The sequence below is a fragment of the Ezakiella coagulans genome (assembly GCF_003096635.1).
GTDB classification, from domain to species: Bacteria; Bacillota; Clostridia; order Tissierellales; family Peptoniphilaceae; genus Ezakiella; species Ezakiella coagulans.
This window is the reverse complement of record NZ_QEKV01000005.1, coordinates 77,162-97,044: the sequence shown is the minus strand read 5'-3', so window position 1 is coordinate 97,044 and position 19,883 is coordinate 77,162. Positions and strand designations below refer to the sequence as shown.

The 19,883-nt window shown below is 35.1% G+C and carries 21 protein-coding genes; 18 read left to right on the top strand and 3 right to left on the bottom strand.

The window, feature by feature from the left end; genetic code table 11:
* The first annotated feature begins 66 nt into the window (after positions 1-66).
* Genes C7381_RS05175 through C7381_RS05165 form a run of 3 tightly spaced genes read left to right on the top strand, consistent with a single transcriptional unit; the run spans position 67 to position 2,337 of the window.
* Positions 67-486, top strand: a complete 420-nt coding sequence (locus C7381_RS05175) for a DUF4418 family protein (RefSeq protein ID WP_116480151.1) — start codon at positions 67-69, stop codon at positions 484-486.
* Positions 464-1,138, top strand: coding sequence for an ABC transporter ATP-binding protein (locus C7381_RS05170; protein ID WP_116480150.1), 675 nt, complete (start codon positions 464-466; stop codon positions 1,136-1,138). The genes C7381_RS05175 and C7381_RS05170 overlap by 23 nt, the downstream gene beginning before the upstream one ends.
* Complete coding sequence (locus C7381_RS05165) at positions 1,135-2,337, top strand: ABC transporter permease (RefSeq protein ID WP_116480149.1); 1,203 nt, start codon at positions 1,135-1,137, stop codon at positions 2,335-2,337. Before C7381_RS05170 ends, C7381_RS05165 begins: the two co-directional genes overlap by 4 nt.
* A 310-nt stretch (positions 2,338-2,647) precedes the next feature.
* Here C7381_RS05165 and C7381_RS08855 read toward each other — a convergent pair whose 3' ends face one another.
* The gene (locus tag C7381_RS08855) at positions 2,648-2,902 is read right to left on the bottom strand and encodes a transposase (RefSeq protein WP_425433154.1); all 255 of its coding nucleotides are present in this window, start codon (positions 2,900-2,902) and stop codon (positions 2,648-2,650) included.
* Here C7381_RS08855 and C7381_RS08580 point away from each other — a divergent pair.
* Positions 2,887-3,138, top strand: coding sequence for a hypothetical protein (locus C7381_RS08580; RefSeq protein WP_165803603.1), 252 nt, complete (start codon positions 2,887-2,889; stop codon positions 3,136-3,138). The genes C7381_RS08855 and C7381_RS08580 overlap by 16 nt on opposite strands.
* Before the next feature lie 168 nt (positions 3,139-3,306).
* On the opposite strand, the gene C7381_RS05150 is transcribed toward C7381_RS08580, so the two are convergent.
* Positions 3,307-4,299, bottom strand: coding sequence for a helix-turn-helix domain-containing protein (locus tag C7381_RS05150; protein WP_116480146.1), 993 nt, complete (start codon positions 4,297-4,299; stop codon positions 3,307-3,309).
* A 162-nt stretch (positions 4,300-4,461) separates the two neighbouring features.
* On the opposite strand from C7381_RS05150, the gene C7381_RS05145 reads away from it, so the two are divergent.
* The 7 genes from C7381_RS05145 to C7381_RS05110 all read left to right on the top strand — a co-directional run bounded on the left by C7381_RS05145 (position 4,462) and on the right by C7381_RS05110 (position 11,876).
* Complete coding sequence (locus C7381_RS05145; protein ID WP_116480145.1) at positions 4,462-6,216, top strand: ABC transporter ATP-binding protein; 1,755 nt, start codon at positions 4,462-4,464, stop codon at positions 6,214-6,216.
* On the top strand, positions 6,200-7,921 hold the full coding sequence (locus C7381_RS05140) for an ABC transporter ATP-binding protein (protein ID WP_116480144.1): 1,722 nt from the start codon (positions 6,200-6,202) through the stop codon (positions 7,919-7,921). The genes C7381_RS05145 and C7381_RS05140 overlap by 17 nt, the downstream gene beginning before the upstream one ends.
* Before the next feature lie 547 nt (positions 7,922-8,468).
* Entirely contained in the window at positions 8,469-9,293 is an 825-nt protein-coding gene (locus tag C7381_RS05130; protein ID WP_116480143.1) for a class I SAM-dependent methyltransferase, read from the top strand.
* 53 nt (positions 9,294-9,346) lie between these two features.
* Positions 9,347-9,973 (top strand): L-2-amino-thiazoline-4-carboxylic acid hydrolase, encoded by a 627-nt coding sequence (locus C7381_RS05125; RefSeq protein ID WP_116480142.1) that lies wholly within the window; start codon positions 9,347-9,349, stop codon positions 9,971-9,973.
* Positions 9,974-10,042: 69 nt separating this feature from the next.
* Positions 10,043-10,789, top strand: a complete 747-nt coding sequence (locus C7381_RS05120; RefSeq protein ID WP_116480141.1) for an alpha/beta fold hydrolase — start codon at positions 10,043-10,045, stop codon at positions 10,787-10,789.
* 10 nt (positions 10,790-10,799) lie between these two features.
* On the top strand, positions 10,800-11,306 hold the full coding sequence (locus C7381_RS05115) for a hypothetical protein (RefSeq protein WP_116480140.1): 507 nt from the start codon (positions 10,800-10,802) through the stop codon (positions 11,304-11,306).
* A 132-nt stretch (positions 11,307-11,438) separates the two neighbouring features.
* Positions 11,439-11,876 carry a GNAT family N-acetyltransferase gene (locus tag C7381_RS05110; protein WP_116480139.1) on the top strand — a complete coding sequence of 146 codons (438 nt, stop codon included), beginning with the start codon at positions 11,439-11,441 and terminating at the stop codon, positions 11,874-11,876.
* Between the two features lie 273 nt (positions 11,877-12,149).
* Here the strand turns inward: C7381_RS05110 and C7381_RS05105 are convergent, their stop codons facing one another.
* Complete coding sequence (locus tag C7381_RS05105; RefSeq protein WP_116480138.1) at positions 12,150-13,358, bottom strand: glycosyltransferase family 4 protein; 1,209 nt, start codon at positions 13,356-13,358, stop codon at positions 12,150-12,152.
* Positions 13,359-13,527: 169 nt separating this feature from the next.
* On the opposite strand from C7381_RS05105, the gene C7381_RS05100 reads away from it, so the two are divergent.
* From C7381_RS05100 to C7381_RS05070, 7 genes are all read left to right on the top strand, one after another.
* On the top strand, positions 13,528-14,214 hold the full coding sequence (locus C7381_RS05100; protein ID WP_116480137.1) for a Crp/Fnr family transcriptional regulator: 687 nt from the start codon (positions 13,528-13,530) through the stop codon (positions 14,212-14,214).
* 139 nt (positions 14,215-14,353) lie between these two features.
* A complete protein-coding gene (locus tag C7381_RS05095; RefSeq protein WP_165803602.1) occupies positions 14,354-14,887 on the top strand; it encodes a GNAT family N-acetyltransferase in 534 nt (177 codons plus the stop codon).
* Positions 14,888-14,902: 15 nt separating this feature from the next.
* Positions 14,903-15,886, top strand: coding sequence for a DnaD domain-containing protein (locus C7381_RS05090; RefSeq protein WP_116480135.1), 984 nt, complete (start codon positions 14,903-14,905; stop codon positions 15,884-15,886).
* Positions 15,887-16,831 (top strand): ATP-binding protein, encoded by a 945-nt coding sequence (locus C7381_RS05085; protein WP_116480134.1) that lies wholly within the window; start codon positions 15,887-15,889, stop codon positions 16,829-16,831.
* Between the two features lies 1 nt (position 16,832).
* The gene (gene serS / locus C7381_RS05080) at positions 16,833-18,098 is read left to right on the top strand and encodes a serine--tRNA ligase (protein ID WP_116480133.1); all 1,266 of its coding nucleotides are present in this window, start codon (positions 16,833-16,835) and stop codon (positions 18,096-18,098) included.
* A complete protein-coding gene (locus tag C7381_RS05075) occupies positions 18,098-19,237 on the top strand; it encodes a stalk domain-containing protein (protein ID WP_116480132.1) in 1,140 nt (379 codons plus the stop codon). The genes serS and C7381_RS05075 overlap by 1 nt, the downstream gene beginning before the upstream one ends.
* A 140-nt stretch (positions 19,238-19,377) precedes the next feature.
* On the top strand, positions 19,378-19,746 hold the full coding sequence (locus C7381_RS05070; protein ID WP_116480131.1) for a hypothetical protein: 369 nt from the start codon (positions 19,378-19,380) through the stop codon (positions 19,744-19,746).
* Positions 19,747-19,883 lie beyond the last annotated feature (137 nt).

Below are 19,883 nucleotides of genomic sequence, written 5' to 3'. Positions count from 1 at the left end.
TACCAAGGCTATTATATATGACTTAAATAGGGCCATGCCCTTAAGTTAAAAAATCAGGAGGTAAATATGAATAAAAATAAAATTTTCGGAATTATATTTGTAATATTGGGTGTTCTAATTATGTTAACACCAGGTACAATTGCTCCAACATGTCCTGCAATGGCAGATGGAAAATTTATGAAATGCCATTGGATGGGCCAAGCAATTAAAGGCGCTGGCGGTGTTATGACTGTTCTCGGTCTTGTTTACACAGCTATTTGCTGCAAGAAACAAATGTTTTTTGCCCTAGCTATTTCCAATGTAGTGGTTGGGATATATGCAATCTTATTGCCTGCAAAATTAATTGGCGGCTGCATGAAGCCTGAAATGGCTTGCAGGGCAAAAACTATGCCTATGCTTTATATTTTGATCGGTCTTTATATCGTTATTAGCATTGTTGCTGCAATTTTAAATAGGCCTTGCAATGAATCTCATCAATGTAAATAATCTATCCAAATCATTTAGACGCGGTGAAAGAGATTTTTTTGCAATTGATGATGTAAGTTTTAATGTTTGTGAAAAAGATTTTATAAATATCATTGGTAAAAGTGGGAGTGGGAAATCAACACTCCTTACTCTTTTGTCTGCAATTATTGAACCCACGTCTGGAGATATCTTTGTAGAAGGCAAAAGTCTTTCCACAATGGATGATGAAGAAAAAAGTGGATATAGAAACGAATTTATTGGTTATGTTCCCCAATCACTTGGAACCCTACCAACCCTAAATGTCATCGACAATGTCAGACTTCCATACTTTTTTAAAAAGCGTGAGGGAGATGGAATCGAAAGGGCCAGGATGCTCCTTGATATGTGCGGCATCTTGGACCTGCAAGACGATTTTTGCAAAAATCTGTCAGGCGGCGAATTAAAAAGAGTTTTAATTGCAAGGGCCCTCATGAATGAGCCAAAAATTTTAATTGCAGATGAACCAACTTCTGATTTGGATTCAAAAACCACGATTGAAATTATGGATATGCTAAAAGAAATCAATGAAAAAGGCACGACTATTATTATAGTGACCCACGATAATGATTTATTAAAATATGGGTCCCGCCTTCTTGAAATGACAGACGGAAAATTAAATGAGGTGGCTTTATGAGATTAAATTCTAAAGAAATTGCCTTTAAAAATATTCAAAATAAAAGCGTAAGAAGTGCATCGCTTATAATTTTAACAGCAATTTTAACCCTTGTTTTATTCTTATCCAGCTTTTTGATTTTGTCACTTAGAAATGGCATGCATTCGCTTGCCAACCGTATGGGTGCAGATATTATTGTGGTGCCTGAAGGCTACGACTCAAAAATCAGGGGTGCAATCCTTCGCGGTGAGCCAAATACATTTTTCTTGGACAAGTCAGTTGTTGAAAAAATCAGAAAAATCGAAGGAGTTGAAATTGCCACTCCTCAATTATTTATTGCCACCCTTTCGGCCGGTTGCTGTTCATTCCCAATTCAGGTAATAGGCTTTGATTCGGACACAGACTTCGTGGTAAAGCCATGGCTGGCAACCCAAGCCAAGCTCCCATTAGAAAAGGGCGAAGTCCTGGTTGGCCACAATATTGTTGGCGATATGCATGAGCATGTAAAATTCTTTAACCAAGAATTTATTATAAGGGGTAGACTGGCAAAGACAGGAATGGGATTTGACAATACTGTTTTTGTAAATTTCGAAGAAGCCAGACGCCTGGCCAAGGAGTACGAAAAAATTCTCAAACTCGAAGACAAGGACCATGAAAATATGATTTCATGTGTAATGATTAAGGTTGATAATAGTGTCGACCCAGTTGAAGTTCAAAATAAGATTAGAAACGAATTTGCTGGTCAAGGTGTTTATCCCTTACTCTCCCAATCCATGATGAACGAAGTAAGTACATCGACACAAGATATGATTAAATATGTTTATATTTTAATTGCACTTGTTTGGCTCTTAGTCTTCCTTGTGCTCACCCTTGTTTATTCGATTACAATCAAAGAACGCAAGAGAGAGTTTGCAACACTAAGAATTTTAGGGGCCAGCAAAAAGCATTTGAGAGGAATTATTTTATGGGAAATATTTACCATAAATATTTCAGGTGCTGCATGCGGAAGTGTGCTCGGCTTAATTATCTCAATTTTATTTGGAACTTGGTTTAGTCAAAGTTTCAAAATGCCTTTCCTGGCACCGAACGCTTTAACACTTGCAATAATATTTATTGCTGTATTTGCAATTGGCACAATAATGGGTCCGCTCTCATCGCTCATCTCCATTAAAAAAATGAATGCAGAAGAGCTCGGCCTATTGTTAAGGCAGAACGATTAAAAATACTTTAATACTGTTAGCTATAAAAAATCTATAATGAATTGTTCATTATAGATTTTTTTGCACCTTTTGACATTTAGAATAATATATTTGTATTTTGAAATTATGTAAAATTATAAGTTTTTTGTCAATAGTTGTGGCATAGAAGCTCATATAAATGAGTAAAAACTATACTCTGTATGAATTTTTATTAATGATCATTTGAATTAAATAAAATGGCTTGTTTTACTTGGTTTAAGGCATAGCAAATACACCTTATCCTTTTAATCGGTTCTTTTATTCAATTAAAAGGATTTTTCTTCTGAAGTTCTCAAAGTTTGGCATGGTACATGTGATTTTTCTGCTTTATCTTGTTATGTTTTCCTTCTAGGCATCCATTTGTATAAGCGCGATCAAAGCTATTTGTTATTTTTGTGTTTACTAAACGGAGTATGTTACATATACTTGACAGAGTGAATATATTAGTGCTACAATATAAATATAAAATTAGATAATTATAGATAATTATAGATAATTCTAATTTCAAATAATAAAAGGATGTGTTTATATATGAAAGATAAAACATTACTTTGGAGCAAAAGAGATACATTAATGTTAATCTATGTACTTTTTATAATTGTAGGCTTTATATTAATTCAGATTGCACCAGAGTGCAGTTATAATTGGGCAGTTAAAATTAAAAGGAATATAGATGTTTCAATAATGGCGACATATAAATATATTTCAATCATACTAACTGCATTAATGCTTAATTTTATAGGTGTAATTGGTATTTTTCATAACTATAAATTCAAAGATTGATTTTATTCGTCCTTGTAAAAATTTTTTTAAATTTAATAAAAAATGTTTCGTAGTCAAAATATGAAGCAAAATAATAATTTGAAAATAGACACCAGTCTTAAGTGTAATACCCCCTTAAATCCGGACACGGAAATAAGGGGGTATTTTAATGAAAAAGCAAAATTTAATTTAATCGCAGTAATCACATTTTAAATTAATATGATTACAGGTTGTATTACGTACCTCGCTAGGAAGTTTTCCTTTATATCTTTTGTAATAGATGGAAAATTTACTAGCAGATAAATATCCAACAGATTCTGCTATTTCTTTTATAGGCAACTGTGTATTTAAGAGAAGCGTTTCAGCTACATTCATTCTTTTTCTTTGAGTATACTCTGTAATGCTTTGACCATATTTTTCTTTGAATATATTTTTTAATTTAGTTCCACTCATTTTAGATATTTTTTCAAGTGTCTCCTGATTTACATTAGTTGCGAAATGATCTTCTAAAAACTTTGCGACATCTTCAAGTGCTTTATCATCATCAATTTCAATTTTATATTTTTTTCTATTTAAATATGTGTCAATCACTATACTTATCCACTCATTTGCCTTTGCTTTAAAGAAAAAGTCTGCGGCCGGGGCATTCATCTTACAATTTAAAATTTCCATCGCCACTTTTTCTAATGACTTCGTAAGTATGATCTGATTTGTTTGAAGTAAAGCCTCGTAAAATGATTCAGGATCAATTTTAATAGATGCTAAATATTTTTCTAATAGCTCTTTTTTAAAACCAATTGAAACAGCAAGATAATAACAATTTTCGTGTAATAAAAAAACAAAATCGTCTTTTATATTGTCAAAATCAAAAGTACATAATGAGTTTGGAGTCAAAGTTTGATATGGATTAAATTTTTCGCCGTTTGCACTGACGATGTAACTTGAATAAATTGAAACATAATCTGCCATACTATAAGTGCTATTTTGAATTACTTCTTTACTGATATAAAAATCATGTATGTCAATAATGAAACCATCACCTTCATAAAACCAATACATGCCTTCCGCATAAGTTGAATTCTCTTTTTTCCAACAAAAAGTGTGCCCTGCACTTGAATACTTTTTATTAATTTTGCATTCATCTACTTTCATATATTCTTTTACAAAATCATAATAACCCATAATACATCTATCCCCTTTAGACAATATTCCTTTTGGACTTATTTTTTCAAAACTATTGTATTACTTATTATAGCTGATATATAATAAAAAAGCAAGGATAAATATTTATATAAAAATAAAAATATTTATCTAAAAGGAATATTTATGAAAGGGGATATTATTATGAAGATTTATAAAAAACTATTTGCTTATGTGCAGGATAAAAAATATCTCGGTTTTTTAGCTATAGTCTTTTCTGCTATATCTGCTGTACTTACGGTATATGGATTTTATTTAATCTACAAATTTCTGGATAATTTAATAATTAATTCAGATTTATCCGGTGCAGAGAGCATAGCATTAAAATCTGTTATCACACTAACAAGTGGAGCAATATTTTATTCTGTTTCAGGAACATGTTCTCACATACTAGGTTTTAGGCTTGAAACAAATTTAAGAAAAAGGGGGATAGACGGCTTAGAGAAAGCAAGTTTTAGGTTCTTTGACTTAAATCCATCCGGTCAAATAAGAAAGATCATAGATGACAACGCCGCGCAAACTCATCAGGTTGTAGCTCACATGATTCCCGATAGTTCTCAGGCAATAGTTACACCTATACTTGTACTTGCACTTGGATTTATAGTAAGTATAAGAGTTGGTATCACTTTACTTGCTCTTACAATAATCGGAGGCTTAATTTTGGGGGCAATGATGGGCGAGCAAAAATTTATGCAGATATATCAAGAAGCTCTATCTAAACTAAGCGCTGAAACTGTTGAATACGTTAGAGGGATGCAGGTAGTAAAGATATTTAGAGCAAATGTAGAGTCATTTAAAAGCTTTTACAAGGCGATAAAAGATTATTCAAAGTATGCTTATGATTATTCACTATCTTGTAAAAAACCTTATGTTTTGTATCAATGGTTATTTTTTGGTTTAATCGCAATTTTAATTATTCCTATAGTTTATTTTATGACTAGCTTAGGCAGCGCCAAGGTGATTTTACTTGAGCTTATCATGACTTTATTTTTATCAGGAGTTCTCTTTGTTTCGTTTATGAGAATGATGTGGTACGCTATGTATATTTCTCAAGGCAATTATGCAGTAGATACTTTAGAGGCTCTATACAAGGATATGCAAAAAGATAAATTGGTCCATGGCAATGTAAATAATTTTAAAAACTATGATATTGAGTTTGATAATGTAAGCTTTGCTTATAACGACAAAGCTGTCATTGAAAATTTATCCTTTAAATTAGAAGAAGGAAAGTCCTATGCACTAGTCGGTTCATCAGGCTCAGGTAAATCAACAGTAGCGAAACTTATATCGGGTTTTTACAATGTTAATGAAGGAAGCATAAAGATAGGCGGCATAGCAATAAGTGAATACTCTGACGAAGCCTTAATTAAAGCCATTTCCTTTGTATTTCAAGATTCAAAATTATTCAAGAAAAGTATTTATGATAACGTCGCTTTAGCTAATAAAGATGCAGGCAAAGATGACGTTATGAGAGCCTTAAAATTAGCAGGATGCGATTTGATATTAGACAAATTCCCAGAAAGAGAAAATACAATTATAGGCTCAAAAGGAGTTTATTTATCCGGTGGAGAAAAACAAAGGATTGCAATTGCTAGAGCGATTTTAAAGGATTCTAAAATTATTATTATGGATGAAGCATCAGCATCTATTGACCCGGATAATGAGTTTGAATTGCAAAAAGCTTTCAAAAATCTTATGAAAGATAAAACAGTTATCATGATTGCACACAGGCTTTCTACAATTAAAGACCTTGATGAAATTATTGTGATGGATAGCGGAAAAATTATAGAAAGAGGTTCTGACAAAGAATTAATGTCAAGTGATACAAAGTATAAGAGACTGCAAGAACTCTTTAACAGTGCGAATGAATGGAGGGTTTCAAATGAAGGAGTTTTATAAAAAAAGATTTGCTCTTACAGATAAAGGAGCAAGAAATTTAAGTAAAGCAACACTGGCTTCATTTTTCGTTTATTGTATAAACATGCTTCCTGCCATGTTACTAATGATTTTTGCTCAGGAAGTTTTGGAAAATATTGTTAAAAGCAAGGGATTTTATATAGCATTCTCAGTTTTGACCTTGATAGTAATGTATATTTTGCTTTCTGTCGAATACGATAAATTATATAGCACAACCTATCAAGAAAGTGCGGACTTAAGAATAAGGACAGCGGAAAATTTATCAAAATTACCTCTATCATACTTTTCTAAACATGATATTTCAGACCTAGCGCAAACAATCATGTCTGATATTGAAGGTATAGAGCATGCAATGAGCCACTCGATACCAAAAGTGGGTGGCATGGCACTCTTCTTCCCACTAATATCCATTATGATGCTAGTGAGCAATGTCAAGATGGGTTTAGCTGTTATTATTCCAACGGTTCTAAGCTTTATATTTATACCACTATCTAAAAAACATCAGGTTAAGGGACAAAAAAGATATTATGACGTCTTAAGAGAAAACTCAGAAAGCTTTCAAGAAAATATCGAGATGCAAATGGAGATCAAAGCCTATGGCTTATCAGAGGAAATGAAAGATAAGCTATATGAAAAAATGGATAAAGGTGAAAAAGTGCACTTAAAGACAGAGATAGGACTTATTTTAATTATGTCACTTTCATCAATTTTTAGCTTTATTTCTCTTGCTGTTGTGATATTTGTTGGCGTAAATTTAATTATTAATAAAGAAATAAGCCCTCTATACCTCGTAGGCTATTTACTAGCAGCTATGAAGATAAAAGACGCTCTTGATGCATCTAAAGAGGGCATGATGGAGATATTTTATTTAACACCAAAGATTGAAAGATTAAAAGAAATTCAAAATCAAGAATTACAAGAGGGCGAAGACTATAATTTGAAAAAATTTGATATTGATCTAAAAGACGTTGAATTTGCTTATAACAAAGACGCAAAAGTTTTAAATGGTGTAAGCTTTAAAGCTAAGCAGGGAGAGGTCACTGCCTTAGTAGGAGCAAGCGGCTGCGGTAAAACAACCATCTTGAAACTTATATCAAGACTTTATGATTATGACGAGGGACAAATCTTAATAGATGGCAAAGATATAAAAGAAATATCAACAGAATCACTTTTTGACAAGGTATCAATAGTTTTCCAAGATGTGGTTCTATTTAATCAAAGCGTTATGGAAAATATTAGGCTTGGTAAGCAAGATGCAAGTGATGAAGAAGTTAAAAGAGCAGCAAAACTTGCAAACTGCACAGATTTTATAGAAAAAATGGATAAGGGTTTCGATACAGTTATAGGTGAAAACGGTGCTGAGCTATCAGGAGGAGAAAGACAAAGGTTATCAATAGCCAGAGCCTTCTTAAAAGATGCACCAATCTTGATCTTAGATGAGATAGCAGCAAGCCTTGATGTTGACAACGAGAAAAAAATTCAAGAGTCTTTAAATAATTTAATTAAAGATAAAACAGTTGTTATCATTTCACACAGAATGAAATCCATAGAAAATGCAGACAAGATAGTAGTTCTTGAAAACGGAAAATTAGAAAGTGAAGGCAAACATGAAGAGCTTTTACAAAAATCAAAAGTTTACAAGAATTTAATAGAAAAAACAAAAATGGCAGAAGAATTTATTTATTAGAAGGCCAGAAGCAAAGATTTGCAATAGCATTTGTTATGTGTAAGGATTCTCGTTTGTATATTTCGACGACCTACAAGTGGTATAAATTATTTCAATATGATAAAAATTTGGGCAGCCTGTAAGCTGCCTTTATTTTTTCTTAGTTTAATGTAGCAAATCATATGATTGAGAGAAATTAACATTATATGCTATAATTAAATCAACAAATGATGATTAATATCATTTAAGCATAAGAAGGTGTAACAGTGATTTTATACAAGAGTATATTAATTGGTCTTTTGGGTTCATTTTTGATGTTTTTGGGAGACATGACCTTATATTATGAGCCTAATGATTACGATGGCAAGTCCTATTTACACCTATAATTTTTTAATTTTTACTCCACTTACTGAGAGGCTGCCGAAGGGCTTGCATATGATTATTTGCGGTGGATGGTTTAACTTAATATATTTTACTTACTACCTATCTTTATTGATAAACTATACAAATATGAATTTATAAGCTTATAAATCAGGGATTACATTTATTATTTACAGGAGAAATTTTTATGAAACAAGAAAATCTTATTGATAAAAAAACAAAAGCTGATTACAAAAATTGGGTTCCTAAAAGATTGTTGAAGGCTAAGATTGTTGAAAGTCTTGTATGTCTTATTTTATTCATCTTATTTGGCGCAAGTGATCTCATTCTTCAAGGAAGGCAAAGGATTATCTGGGGAATTATTTTGGGACTTGCAGTCTTGATACTTTTATTCCTTTCAATTATGCTTTCTTATATGTATCGGACTTTTGATTACAAGGGCAAGAGAAAGCTCGCCAAAATTATTATAGAAGGCGTCGCAGAGTATGTAAAGATCCCGGACGGTGGACTTGGACTTGATGTAGGTTGTGGCAGCGGAGCACTTACCATAGCTTGTGCAAAAAGAAATCCAAAAGCGACTATGGTGGGTTGTGACATATGGAGTGGGTCATATAAAAGTGAATTTTCTAAGGAACTCTGTGAAAATAATGCGAAATTAGAGGGAGTAGAAAATGTGAGATTTGAAAATGGCAATGCGGTTAAGCTGCCTTTTGAAGATGAAAGTTTTGATCTAGTGACTAGCAACTATGTTTATCACAATATAACGGGGAAAAATAAACAGAAACTTTTACTGGAAACATTTCGTGTACTTAAAAAGGGTGGAGTTTTTGTTATTCATGATTTGATGAGCAAGCCAAGATACGGTGATATGAATAAATTTATGGAAAAGCTGAAAAAAGATGGCTACGAAGATGTGCAATTAATTGATACAACAAAGGGTATTTTTATGAGCCACAAAGAAGCTATGTTTTTATGCCTTGGAGGCTCAACTCTTCTTATTGGGAAAAAATAAAATAGCATATGAATTGCTATAAAAAATTTTAGAAAGTTGATGGGGTGTGCAAGATGAAATACAAGGGTTTTTATTTCTTATTATTTAAAGGTCCAATGAAGAAAGTTCTTATAGAAAAATATAATAAAGCATATGCTTTAGAAATTATTAAAAATAGCAAAAAAGTTTATCGAGAACTTGTAAAAAATATGGACGATATCGGTGAGGATAATCCCATGGCATACAATGAGATGTTCGCCCTTGTCTTTGTTGCTCCATATATAGCAAGTGAGAAAAAAATTCCGCCGGAGACCGTCCAGGAAATGATGCGTCGCTCTCTTTATTCTGTTAAGTGGTATTTTTCCTTGATTGATCTCAATACTAAAAGGGGAAAAGAGGCTAATAAGAAAAATATTCTTAAGTATTACAAGTGGTATACAGAGGAAAAAGAAAAGCTCTATCCAACGTCCTTTAAGGTTGATTTTGTGGGGGAACCCTATGAGGGTGCTTGTTATTACAGAATTACTCGTTGCCCCATTTGTGCTTATACAAAGAAGTTGGGTGTAGATGAATTAATGCCACTATTCTGTGAACTTGATGAGCTTATGATAAGTCTTCAACATGGAGTTTTACACAGAAAAGAAACTATAGCCAAGGGAGGAGACTTTTGTGATTACTTCATCTTGGGAGATAAAGAGTAATAGATAATTTTATTATTAGAGAGGATATTTTTACTTGCTTTTGAAAAAAATTAAATAATGAGGAATTAAATGAACTTTATTAGCTACGGAAATAGAAATAACAAGTCAATATTATTTATTCACGGGCTTGCATCGACTGCGGACTTATGTTTCAAAGCTCTGCTTCCTTATTTACAAGACTACTATGTAATTTTCTGCGAATTGGACGGACATTATGGGACTAATCCCAAAGATTTAACATCAATGGAAGAAACCATAAATTTCATCGAAAGCTATATATTAAATGAAATGAGCGGAAGCGTCTATGGAATATGCGGTTTTTCTATGGGAGGGACCATCGCAGTTGAACTAATTGGAAGAGGAAATATTTCTGCTTCGAAAGTTCTATTAGATGCGGCGATTACTGCGGAGTTGGGGCTCATGGCAAGACCTCTTACCTGTGCTTTTATCATTGGGACAAGTAGAATCAAAAATAAAAAACCAATTCCTAAATTTTTATTAGATAAGATTATGGGCAAGGATAATCTAAGCGTAATAGAAATGATGTATCCGAAAATTTCGAAAAATACCATTAAAAATGCCTGTAAGTTTATCTATCATTACAAGGTTCCGGAAAATTTAAGCAAGTTTTCAAATCCAATAATGTTTTGGAGGGGAAGCGAAGAGCCTATCCCTGAAAAAAGTGAAAAGATATTAAGAGAGTATCTTCCACAAATGAAAACAGAGGTATTTGAAGGAATGGGTCATGGACAATTTCTCCACGAACATCCCAAGGAATACGCGGAGAAACTAAAAATCTTTTTGGAAAATAAATAAGGAGAATATTATGGATATAACAAGAGCAATATTAGATGGAATTGCAATGGCTGCTATCTTTAATGGTGCAGTGGCAGCTTTTGTACTGATTAACCCGAGATTTTTCTTTGATTCCTATCCAAAGAAAATACAAAATTCGGCTCCGGAAAAGATGACAAAAGAAGAGAAAAGAATAAATTTAATACTTACGATTATAATTTCAGGAATCGTATTTGTATATGGAGTGATCTCTCTTTTACATACGGGAATAAGAGAACTTAGAGATCTTTTCTGGATGAGCTATATTCAGTGGATAATATTAAACTTGGGAGATTTTCTCTTGTTGGATGTACTTTTATTCCAAGGAAAGTTCAAAAACAGGATAGTCATACCAGGCACAGAAGGGCATGAGGACTACGAATTTGGAAATTGGATGAAGCATTTGGCTATTAAAGAACATTTTATCTTAGTGCCATTTTTGATAATTCCAATCGTATCTATAGTCCAAGCGGGGCTAGTGATTCTACTTGGATTATAAAATAAAATTTTAAAGGTATGACGAAAGTTGTGACACAAAAGAAGTTCTAGAAATAACATTTTAAAAAATGTGACTGATATACGATAATAATAAATAAAATAAATTTAAGTAAAGAATCACAAGGAGAACAATTTGGAAATTAGAAAAATATCAAAATCAGATTTAGAAGAATTAGCAAAGTTAATGGTGGACGTCTATAATGCTCCACCTTGGAATGATAAATGGACAGTTGAAACAGCCCTGGAATCCTTAAACGACATTTCAGATTTTTCAAAATTTTTTGGCAATGTAATTGTCGATGGAAATAAAATAATTGGTGCAATAATTGGTCATATAAGAAGATATACTTCTGAATCAACTTTTTATATTGATGAGTTTTTTATTGCTGAAAAATATAGGGGGACAGGTCTGGCAAAAGAACTTTACCAAACAAGTATTAAACAATTGCAGCAAAGAGGTATAAGTGGTGCGTTTTTTACAACTTTAAAAAACTCTCGAGCCTATAATTTTTATGTAAAACAAGGCGCCTGGGATTTGGAAGATTCAGCATGCTTCTACCATAAATTTTAGTATCTTTCTATCAAGTAGTATAGAAGATAAGAAAGATATAGCCTTGAGAATGAAAAAATATTTAGAAAAAATGCTTATGGAACAAAATTTGAAATATATTTAAGGTACAGAACGGGAGCAATGAATTTTTTGAGAAACCACGCAACTGAAGAAGATTTACAAGAGATGGAACAATTGATTAAAGAGAGAAGAGAAATGTTAAAGGATAAATAGAGATAATTAATATTTTATCCGCACGCAAAAAGCCACAGCAAACGCTGCGGCTTTTTCATTCTATTTTATAATTTCATAAATTCTTTTTCCGATATTTTTCCATGCAAAGTTCTCGATTTTTTCGGAAATTTCTTCCGTAAATATTCCGTCGTTCATTCTCCCGATTTGTTTCAAGATATTTTCCGCAAGTCTTTCGACATATGCGTGTATGTCTTCTGTGTACGGTTTGTCGACGTCATAGATACGAGGGAGTTTTGTAAATTCTATTATGCCGGTATTTATGAGTTCGTCACCCAGAAGTTTTTTCAGTCCCGAGATGTCCGATGCGACAACGAGTTTGTGGCATGCGAGTGCTTCGACCGCAATGAGTCCCAAGGCTTCGAAGTACGACGGCAGGACAAATATGTCGCTTTCCCTCAAATGGTCCGCCATGAGTTTTTGGTTTTCGGCGTTATAGATCATGAGCCCTTCCGAATAGTTTGCCTCCATCATCAATTTGTCGCGTTCTTCTTTGGTGGACTTGCCGACGATGTGAATCTCAACATTTTTGTGCTCCTTTTCGATATAAGGAAGCGTTGCAGCAAGGGCGTAAATCCCTTTTGATTCCGTAATTTTTCCGGCGTACATAATCCTTATTTTTTCGTCCTTCTTCGCTTCGGTTGGAGGATAGAAGACTTTTTCGTTGTAGCCACCGCCCACGAGATGAATTTTATTTTTGTCCACTTTTAAGATTTCTTCGATTTCTTTGTGCTCCGCCGGAGTGACGGTCAAAACCCCATCGAGGTCTTTTATGTGTGTGAGTCTTTTTAAAAATTTTTCGTGTTTTAAAACCTGCCTTATGTCAGTGCCGTGACAAATGCCGACGACTTTTCTGTCGTTAAAAACTTCTCGAACCAAGTCGGTCAGGAGAAAAAGATGGTGCGAGATGACTATGTCGGGGTCAAATTCTTTTTTCATTTTTTCGAGTTTTTCCCTGAAATTTTTTAGTAAAACATCGATTTCTTCTTCCGACATTTCGCTGTATATTGTTGAGTCATACGGCATTTCATCGCTCATGCCGCAAATGTGAAACGGCATCTCAGGCGTGTCGTAAAAAACCGGTTCAATAATTTTTGCGTGTACATCTATAAGTGCATGATGCTTTTTTTCGGTTCCGAAAATTGCAGCATTTTCAATTCCGAGATTGTTAAGACTTTCGATTAGATTTGAAAAGTATACTCCGCTTCCCGTTTTTGCCGGCAATTGCGTTAAAACATGTAAAATTTTCATAAATTCCTCCAAGTGTTTAAATTTATTAAAAATATAATTTCCATCTTTTATATACCCAAGCCGCCAATAAAATAAGATATTAATCAAATTTAATATGAATTTATTAAAAAATTGATATAATATTGATTTTAATATATAATATAGATAGTATTATGACGGAGGTGTTCTCATGATAAAAAGGGAGATTATAGATTCGACGATTTTGCTTCATGATCTTAATGATAGAGACAAAGAATTTTTGAGCGAAAATCTTGAAATACAAAAGTTCAAACGTGGCGATTATATTTTCCATCACATGGACGAAGCGAATTTTATGTATATTATGAAGAGCGGCGCGATGAAAATTTCGATGGATTTGTCGGACGGACGCGAACAAATTTTATATATCTATAGAAAAGAAGACTTTGTTGGAGGGCTTAATCTTTTGACCGCCGACAAATATGTCTACAATGGAATTGCTCTCACCGAGAGTGAAGTTATTAAGATTTCGAAACAAATTTATAATGATTTGTTGATTCACAATGAAAACTTTTTGCGAGAAATGCTAATTCAAAGTTTTTTAAGAATCAGAAAATCCGAAGAGCTCATCGACAGACTTTGCGTTATAAACGGCGACATGAAAGTTGCAAAAGGGCTCATCGATTTAGTTCACATGAGCGGAAAGAGGGAACCGGACGGAAGTTTTCTAATAAGTCCGCACATGAACAGAACGGAGCTTGGAAGTTACACCGGTCTTGCAAGAGAAACAGTCACAAGAAAGCTTTCATATTTTGAAGACATGGGATATATTGAACTGCTTCCAAAAGGGGCGATAAGAATTCTCGACATGGACTCTTTGAGAGATCTCACAATTTAATTTTAAATTATATGAATGCGGATTTATCTCTGCATTCATTTTTTATGTTTCGAGCACAGGTCGCAAAGTTTCTCATATTGTAAAAAAGTGCACGTTTTGATATAATTAAAACATGAATGAAGATATAAAAATTCGGAAAATGAATATTAAGGATGTACTTTCGATGCGCTCTTTCGGAAATAATAAAAATCCTCTTTTAATAAGTTATGATTTTTGGCCGAGGAGTTTTACCGAATGCGGTTATTGGTACTTAAAGAAGACCGAAAAGAAGGACAGGAGATATTTTGTCGCTTCTATCAAGGGGAAAATTATCGCATACTTATCTTCGAAGGACATCGATATGGACGAGGGAACATCGGTTTTGGGACTTGTTCTCGATCCGAATTTCCAAAGTTGCGGTTATGGAAAACGAATCATGGAAAAATTTCTCGCAATGTATTTTGACGACTACGGTTTTGACGAGATGACTCTTACTGTTGACATGTTCAACGAGAGAGCTTTTCGACTTTATAAGTCTTTGGGATTTAAAGTCGTGGGTCGCGGTTACCAAATTTTTGACGGCGAGAGGTGGCAGATTTCCAAAGGTGACGAAAAGTTTTTTGTCTTCAAAAAGGGACGCATATTATCCAAAATGCGGAAAATGAAAATTTCGTACGAAGATTTTTCTTTGTAGATTGGGGGAGAGATTTTGAGATTTATTGAATCAGAAAATTTAATACCAAGAAGGACGTCAATAAGTAATCTTTTTTTCAATACATTTTTAAAGGATGCGACAGGAGATGCTGTTAAAGTTTATCTCTATGCGTATTATCTTTGCAAGGAAAGCATTGCAATGACCAAAGAGGATTTTGCAAAGAGCCTTCATATGGAGGATGATACAATAGAAAGTGCGATAAACTATTGGATGAACATGGGTCTAATTGAGATGAAAGACGGGGACATGATTTTTCATGATCCGGATTCGCTCACGCTAAAAAATATCGTGACAACGGTTCCGCAAAAGACTGAGGACCCGGAAATGAAACTTATTGAAGCAAACAGAAATCCGGAGATAAGAGAGATGTTCCGTCAAGCGGACTATATTGTGAGGAGATCTCTCGTTCCGGAGGAAAAGAAGAAATTTATCACATGGCTCGAGACTTATCACATGTCGATTGAGATGATTCTTCATGCACTCAGTTATGCTTACGATGAACAAGGTGTAAAGCATCTCGATTATGTAGAGGGCATTTTAAGACGCTGGTATGATGCTGGTTACACTAATCTCGATGATGTTATAGATAATACAAATATGATTTCAAGTACGATGGAAATTGTACGGAAATCCTTGAATTTCAAACAGTCGCAAATGACGGAGCCGGTCAAAGAAATGATTGAAAAATGGAAGACTGAGCTCGGATACAGCGACGATATAATCTCGCTTGCGTGTGCACAAACGGTAAACATCAGAGAACCGAATGTCAGATATGTTGACGCAGTCCTTCGTGCATGGCACGATGAGGGCGTGACGGATCTCGTAGGGGCGAGGGCGGCGATTGAAAACAGACCGCAAAGACCGTCGGGCGGCGGAACTTCGAAACTCGACGACTATTATATGACGACCGAAAGGCAGACTGACGAATACTCCGACGATGAACTGAAAAAACTTCTCGGTTTAAGAGGGGGTTTATAGATGAATATCAGAGAACAGGTTGAAATGAAGCTGAAGGGGCGACGTGAGAAGAATTCGCACGACAGCATTCAAAAGAAAAACGAGGTTCTTTCGAAATATCCTGACATTTTAAAGCTCGAGAGCGACGCTCGTGACTATATGGTCGGTGCGATGATGGGCGGCGAAATAAATACAAAATATTTTGATGAACTCATAGATAAGAAAGAAGCTCTCATCGACAAATATGGCATACGCGAGGAGTTAAAGCCGATTCACGACTGTTATATTTGCGGCGACCGCGGCTATCTAAGCGATGGAAGCATGTGCAACTGCCTTAAAAATCTTTTGGAAGAGGAATATTTTAAAGTCGGTGAGTCAAGCAGAATAATAAAAAATGCAACTTTCGCAAATTATAATCTGGAAATTTTTTCGGACAAAATTATGCCGGGAGCCAAGATTTCACTTCGTGATTATATGAAAGAAAAACTCGAAGAGGCAAAAGAATATGCGGAGAGTTTTACCGGCAAGGGAAGCGGACTTTTGTATTTCGGAAAAAGTGGCACCGGAAAAACATTTACAACCGGTGCGATTGCAAACAGAATCAGAGAACGTGGTTTTACAGTTCTTTATATGACTGCGGTTGAACTCATGGATGCGGTTAAAGAAAAGGACTATTCGAACAATACCGGCGACGGTGAAACAAAGTATCAGCTTATAAAAGATGTGGACCTATTGGTGATCGACGACCTTGGAACGGAACTCGCAACGCCGTACACAGCTTCGGCACTTTTTGACATTGTAAACTACCGCTCGGGACTCGAAAAGCCGGTCATTTATTCCACAAATTTTGAATTGACACAGCTTTCAAAGAGATATCACGACAGAATTTTCAGTAGAATTACCGGCTCTGTGAAGCTGGTTGAATATTTTGGAAATAATATTAGATATATAAAAAAAGGAGAATAAGATGTTAGACATTAAAGACATTAGAAATAATTATGAATTTGTAAAGGAACGTCTTTCGGTCAGAGGCAAGGAATATCCTCTAGAAGAACTTAAAACACTCGACGAAAAAAGACGTGAAATAATTGGAGTTGTAGAAGAAAAGAAAGCATATCAAAACGAAATTTCGAAAAAAATTCCGATGATGAAAAAAGAAGGCAAGGACACAGAAGAGATTTTTAAGGAAATGAAGGAGCTTTCAAACGAAATCAAGAGTTTCGATGAAGAGCTTCAAGGTATTGACGAAAAAATCAGAGAAGTCATTTTGGAAATTCCGAACCTTCCTCACGAAAGCGTTCCGAGAGGAAACGATGACTCGGAAAATATCGAAATGGTAAAGGTAGGAACTCCACGTGAATTCGATTTTGAGCCGAGAGCACACTGGGACATCGGAACTATGAACGACTGGCTCGACTTTGAAAGGGCAAACAAGATTACGGGAAGCAGATTCTCTATTTTTAAAGGATTCGGTGCAAAACTTGAACGTGCATTGACACAATTCATGCTCGACCTTCACACCGAAAAACAAGGTTACACCGAAATGAGCACGCCTTTTATGGTAAACCGCGACAGCATGATTGGAACGGGGCAACTTCCGAAGTTCAGCGAAGATATGTACCAACTCGAAAGAGATGACTTCTATCTCGTGCCGACTGCAGAAGTGCCGCTCACAAACATGTATAGAGGTGAAATTTTAAGCGAAGATGACTTGCCGATTTACATTACTGAATACACTCCTTGTTTCAGAAGGGAAGCGGGAAGTGCCGGTCGTGACACAAGGGGGCTCATAAGAAATCACCAATTCGACAAAGTCGAGCTCGTAAAATTTGTAAAACCGGAAACATCATACGATGAACTCGAAAAGCTTACGATGAATGCAAGAGAAGTTTTGGATTTGTTGAAACTTCCGTACAGAGTTGTCACACTTTGCGGCGGAGACTTAGGATTCTCGAGTGCAAAGACATACGACATCGAAGTTTGGATGCCGAGCTACGGTAGATATGTTGAAATTTCGAGTTGCTCGAACTTTGAAAACTATCAAGCAAGACGCTCCAACATAAAATATCGTCCGAAAGACGGGGGCAAAGCTGAATTTGTTCACACATTGAACGGAAGCGGTCTCGCAGTCGGAAGAACATTTGCCGCACTCGTTGAAAACTACCAAAAAGAAGACGGCACAATCGAAATTCCGGAGGTTTTAAAACCATATTTCGAATCGAGATTAAAATAATGAAAAAATATAGAAAAATATTAATGGTAACGGCGTTTTTGATGCTGGTACCATTAACTGCATCCGCGAAAGATGTAAAGTTGTGGATTGACGGAAACTATGTGACGGGAGACGTCGCACCCCAAATTGTAAACGACAGAACCGTCGTTCCGCTTCGAATGATTTCGGAGAGTTTGGGACTTACTCCGGTTTGGAACGAACATGAACAGTCGGTCACAATTGAGGCGCAAAACATTTCGGTCGTTTTTAAGATAAATGATATGAACTATGTCTTAAACGGCGAAAAGAAACAGATGGATGTCGCACCGCAAATCATAAGCGACAGAACGTTCGTGCCTCTCCGAGTTATAGCTGAAGTTTTCGGTAAAAAAGTGGATTGGGACCAAAAGAATGAGACCGCAATTGTGGGAGAAGGATATGTTCCACCTGCTGCAACTGAAATTTCGTTTGAAAAAGCGACTGTAAAAAATGTGGTTGACGGCGATACAATTGTTGTAGACATCGATGGTGCCGAAAAGAAAGTGCGTTTTGTTGGAATCGATGCACCGGAAATGAGCACGCCGAACGGAAACACATCGAAAAAATTTACAGAAGACGCAATTTTAAACAAGACCGTCTATCTCGAAAAAGATGTGTCCGAAGTCGACAAATACGACAGACTTCTCAGATATATTTGGCTCGTTTCACCGAACGGAATCGAAATAAACGAAAATACTGTCAGAGAAAATATGCTGAACGGAAAAATGGTTGCAAGCGGAATGGCTGCTTCAAAAACTTATGCACCTGACACAAAATACCAAAACATTTTGGATAAATTGCAAACCGATGCGATAAACAACAAACTTGGCATGTGGGCACCTGCTCCGACCGGTGCGGTTGTAAGCACGCACAAAGTCGAAGGTTGGGGTCTTCAATTCGGCACATTCGTTCCGGAAAACAGAACGAAAATCGAAAGAAAACAAAACGGCAAGACTTACTTCGCCGACACGACACAAGGATATATAAAAGGAAATGCAAGTTCGAAGAAATACCACCTTCCGGGCATGCAAGGCTACGATAAGATCAGCGTTGTGAATGTCTGCTTTTTTAGAACTGAGGAAGAAGCGATTGCACGTGGATTTGTAAAAGCGAAAAAATAATGATCGCCCCAAATTTCGGAGACGAGATGTGGGGCTTTTTTAATGCAATTGTCTTGACAACTGCAATAATAAATAAAAAAATGATTATTAAAAAATGGGTAAATATAACGGATAATTTTAGTTAAGGGTGATGGAATTATATGCAAGGCTTTAAAAAATATAAAATAGACTACTCGTGCGGAGCACTTTATGTCGAGAATATAAATTGGAATGACAAAGGACTTGTTGTGGAACTCGAAAATGATAACTGCGAAATAATAAAACTCGTTTTTGAAAGCACGGTCTATCTTTATATAAACACAGCGGAGAGCTATAAGCCGGAGTTTTGGATTGAAAATCCGGAGGATTACTATCCGTTCTTGTACTCGGAAAACTCTAAAAAGATTCTCGAGCTCAAAAAAGAAGCAAAGCATATTGAAAACGAAAAAATAATTCACTTTGCAATTGTCGGAGTTGAAAATATCGTTGAAGTGCTTACGTCGAATTTTCCGAAAGTGTATTGGAAATAAACTCCGATTCACAGTTTAAAGTATTTTGTTAAATATTTTGTATTATTGCATCCGTTTTTTGTAAAGATTGATTTTAAAATTAATTGCACAATAAAAAAGTGAAAGAATTTGCATTTAAAGCCATTTGTTTAGGTTTT

Coding starts and splice junctions, on each gene's coding strand:
- C7381_RS08580 (WP_165803603.1), top strand. CDS start 2,887: ATGAAAGATAAAACATTACTTTGGAGCAAAAGAGATACATTAATGTTA.
- C7381_RS05075 (WP_116480132.1), top strand. CDS start 18,098: ATGAAAAAATATAGAAAAATATTAATGGTAACGGCGTTTTTGATGCTG.
- C7381_RS05140 (WP_116480144.1), top strand. CDS start 6,200: ATGAAGGAGTTTTATAAAAAAAGATTTGCTCTTACAGATAAAGGAGCA.
- C7381_RS05070 (WP_116480131.1), top strand. CDS start 19,378: ATGCAAGGCTTTAAAAAATATAAAATAGACTACTCGTGCGGAGCACTT.
- C7381_RS05150 (WP_116480146.1), bottom strand. CDS start 4,299: ATGGGTTATTATGATTTTGTAAAAGAATATATGAAAGTAGATGAATGC.
- C7381_RS05105 (WP_116480138.1), bottom strand. CDS start 13,358: ATGAAAATTTTACATGTTTTAACGCAATTGCCGGCAAAAACGGGAAGC.
- C7381_RS05165 (WP_116480149.1), top strand. CDS start 1,135: ATGAGATTAAATTCTAAAGAAATTGCCTTTAAAAATATTCAAAATAAA.
- C7381_RS05175 (WP_116480151.1), top strand. CDS start 67: ATGAATAAAAATAAAATTTTCGGAATTATATTTGTAATATTGGGTGTT.
- C7381_RS08855 (WP_425433154.1), bottom strand. CDS start 2,902: ATGTTTTATCTTTCATATATAAACACATCCTTTTATTATTTGAAATTA.
- C7381_RS05145 (WP_116480145.1), top strand. CDS start 4,462: ATGAAGATTTATAAAAAACTATTTGCTTATGTGCAGGATAAAAAATAT.
- C7381_RS05100 (WP_116480137.1), top strand. CDS start 13,528: ATGATAAAAAGGGAGATTATAGATTCGACGATTTTGCTTCATGATCTT.
- C7381_RS05115 (WP_116480140.1), top strand. CDS start 10,800: ATGGATATAACAAGAGCAATATTAGATGGAATTGCAATGGCTGCTATC.
- C7381_RS05130 (WP_116480143.1), top strand. CDS start 8,469: ATGAAACAAGAAAATCTTATTGATAAAAAAACAAAAGCTGATTACAAA.
- C7381_RS05120 (WP_116480141.1), top strand. CDS start 10,043: ATGAACTTTATTAGCTACGGAAATAGAAATAACAAGTCAATATTATTT.
- C7381_RS05085 (WP_116480134.1), top strand. CDS start 15,887: ATGAATATCAGAGAACAGGTTGAAATGAAGCTGAAGGGGCGACGTGAG.
- C7381_RS05095 (WP_165803602.1), top strand. CDS start 14,354: ATGAATATTAAGGATGTACTTTCGATGCGCTCTTTCGGAAATAATAAA.
- C7381_RS05170 (WP_116480150.1), top strand. CDS start 464: ATGAATCTCATCAATGTAAATAATCTATCCAAATCATTTAGACGCGGT.
- serS (WP_116480133.1), top strand. CDS start 16,833: ATGTTAGACATTAAAGACATTAGAAATAATTATGAATTTGTAAAGGAA.
- C7381_RS05125 (WP_116480142.1), top strand. CDS start 9,347: ATGAAATACAAGGGTTTTTATTTCTTATTATTTAAAGGTCCAATGAAG.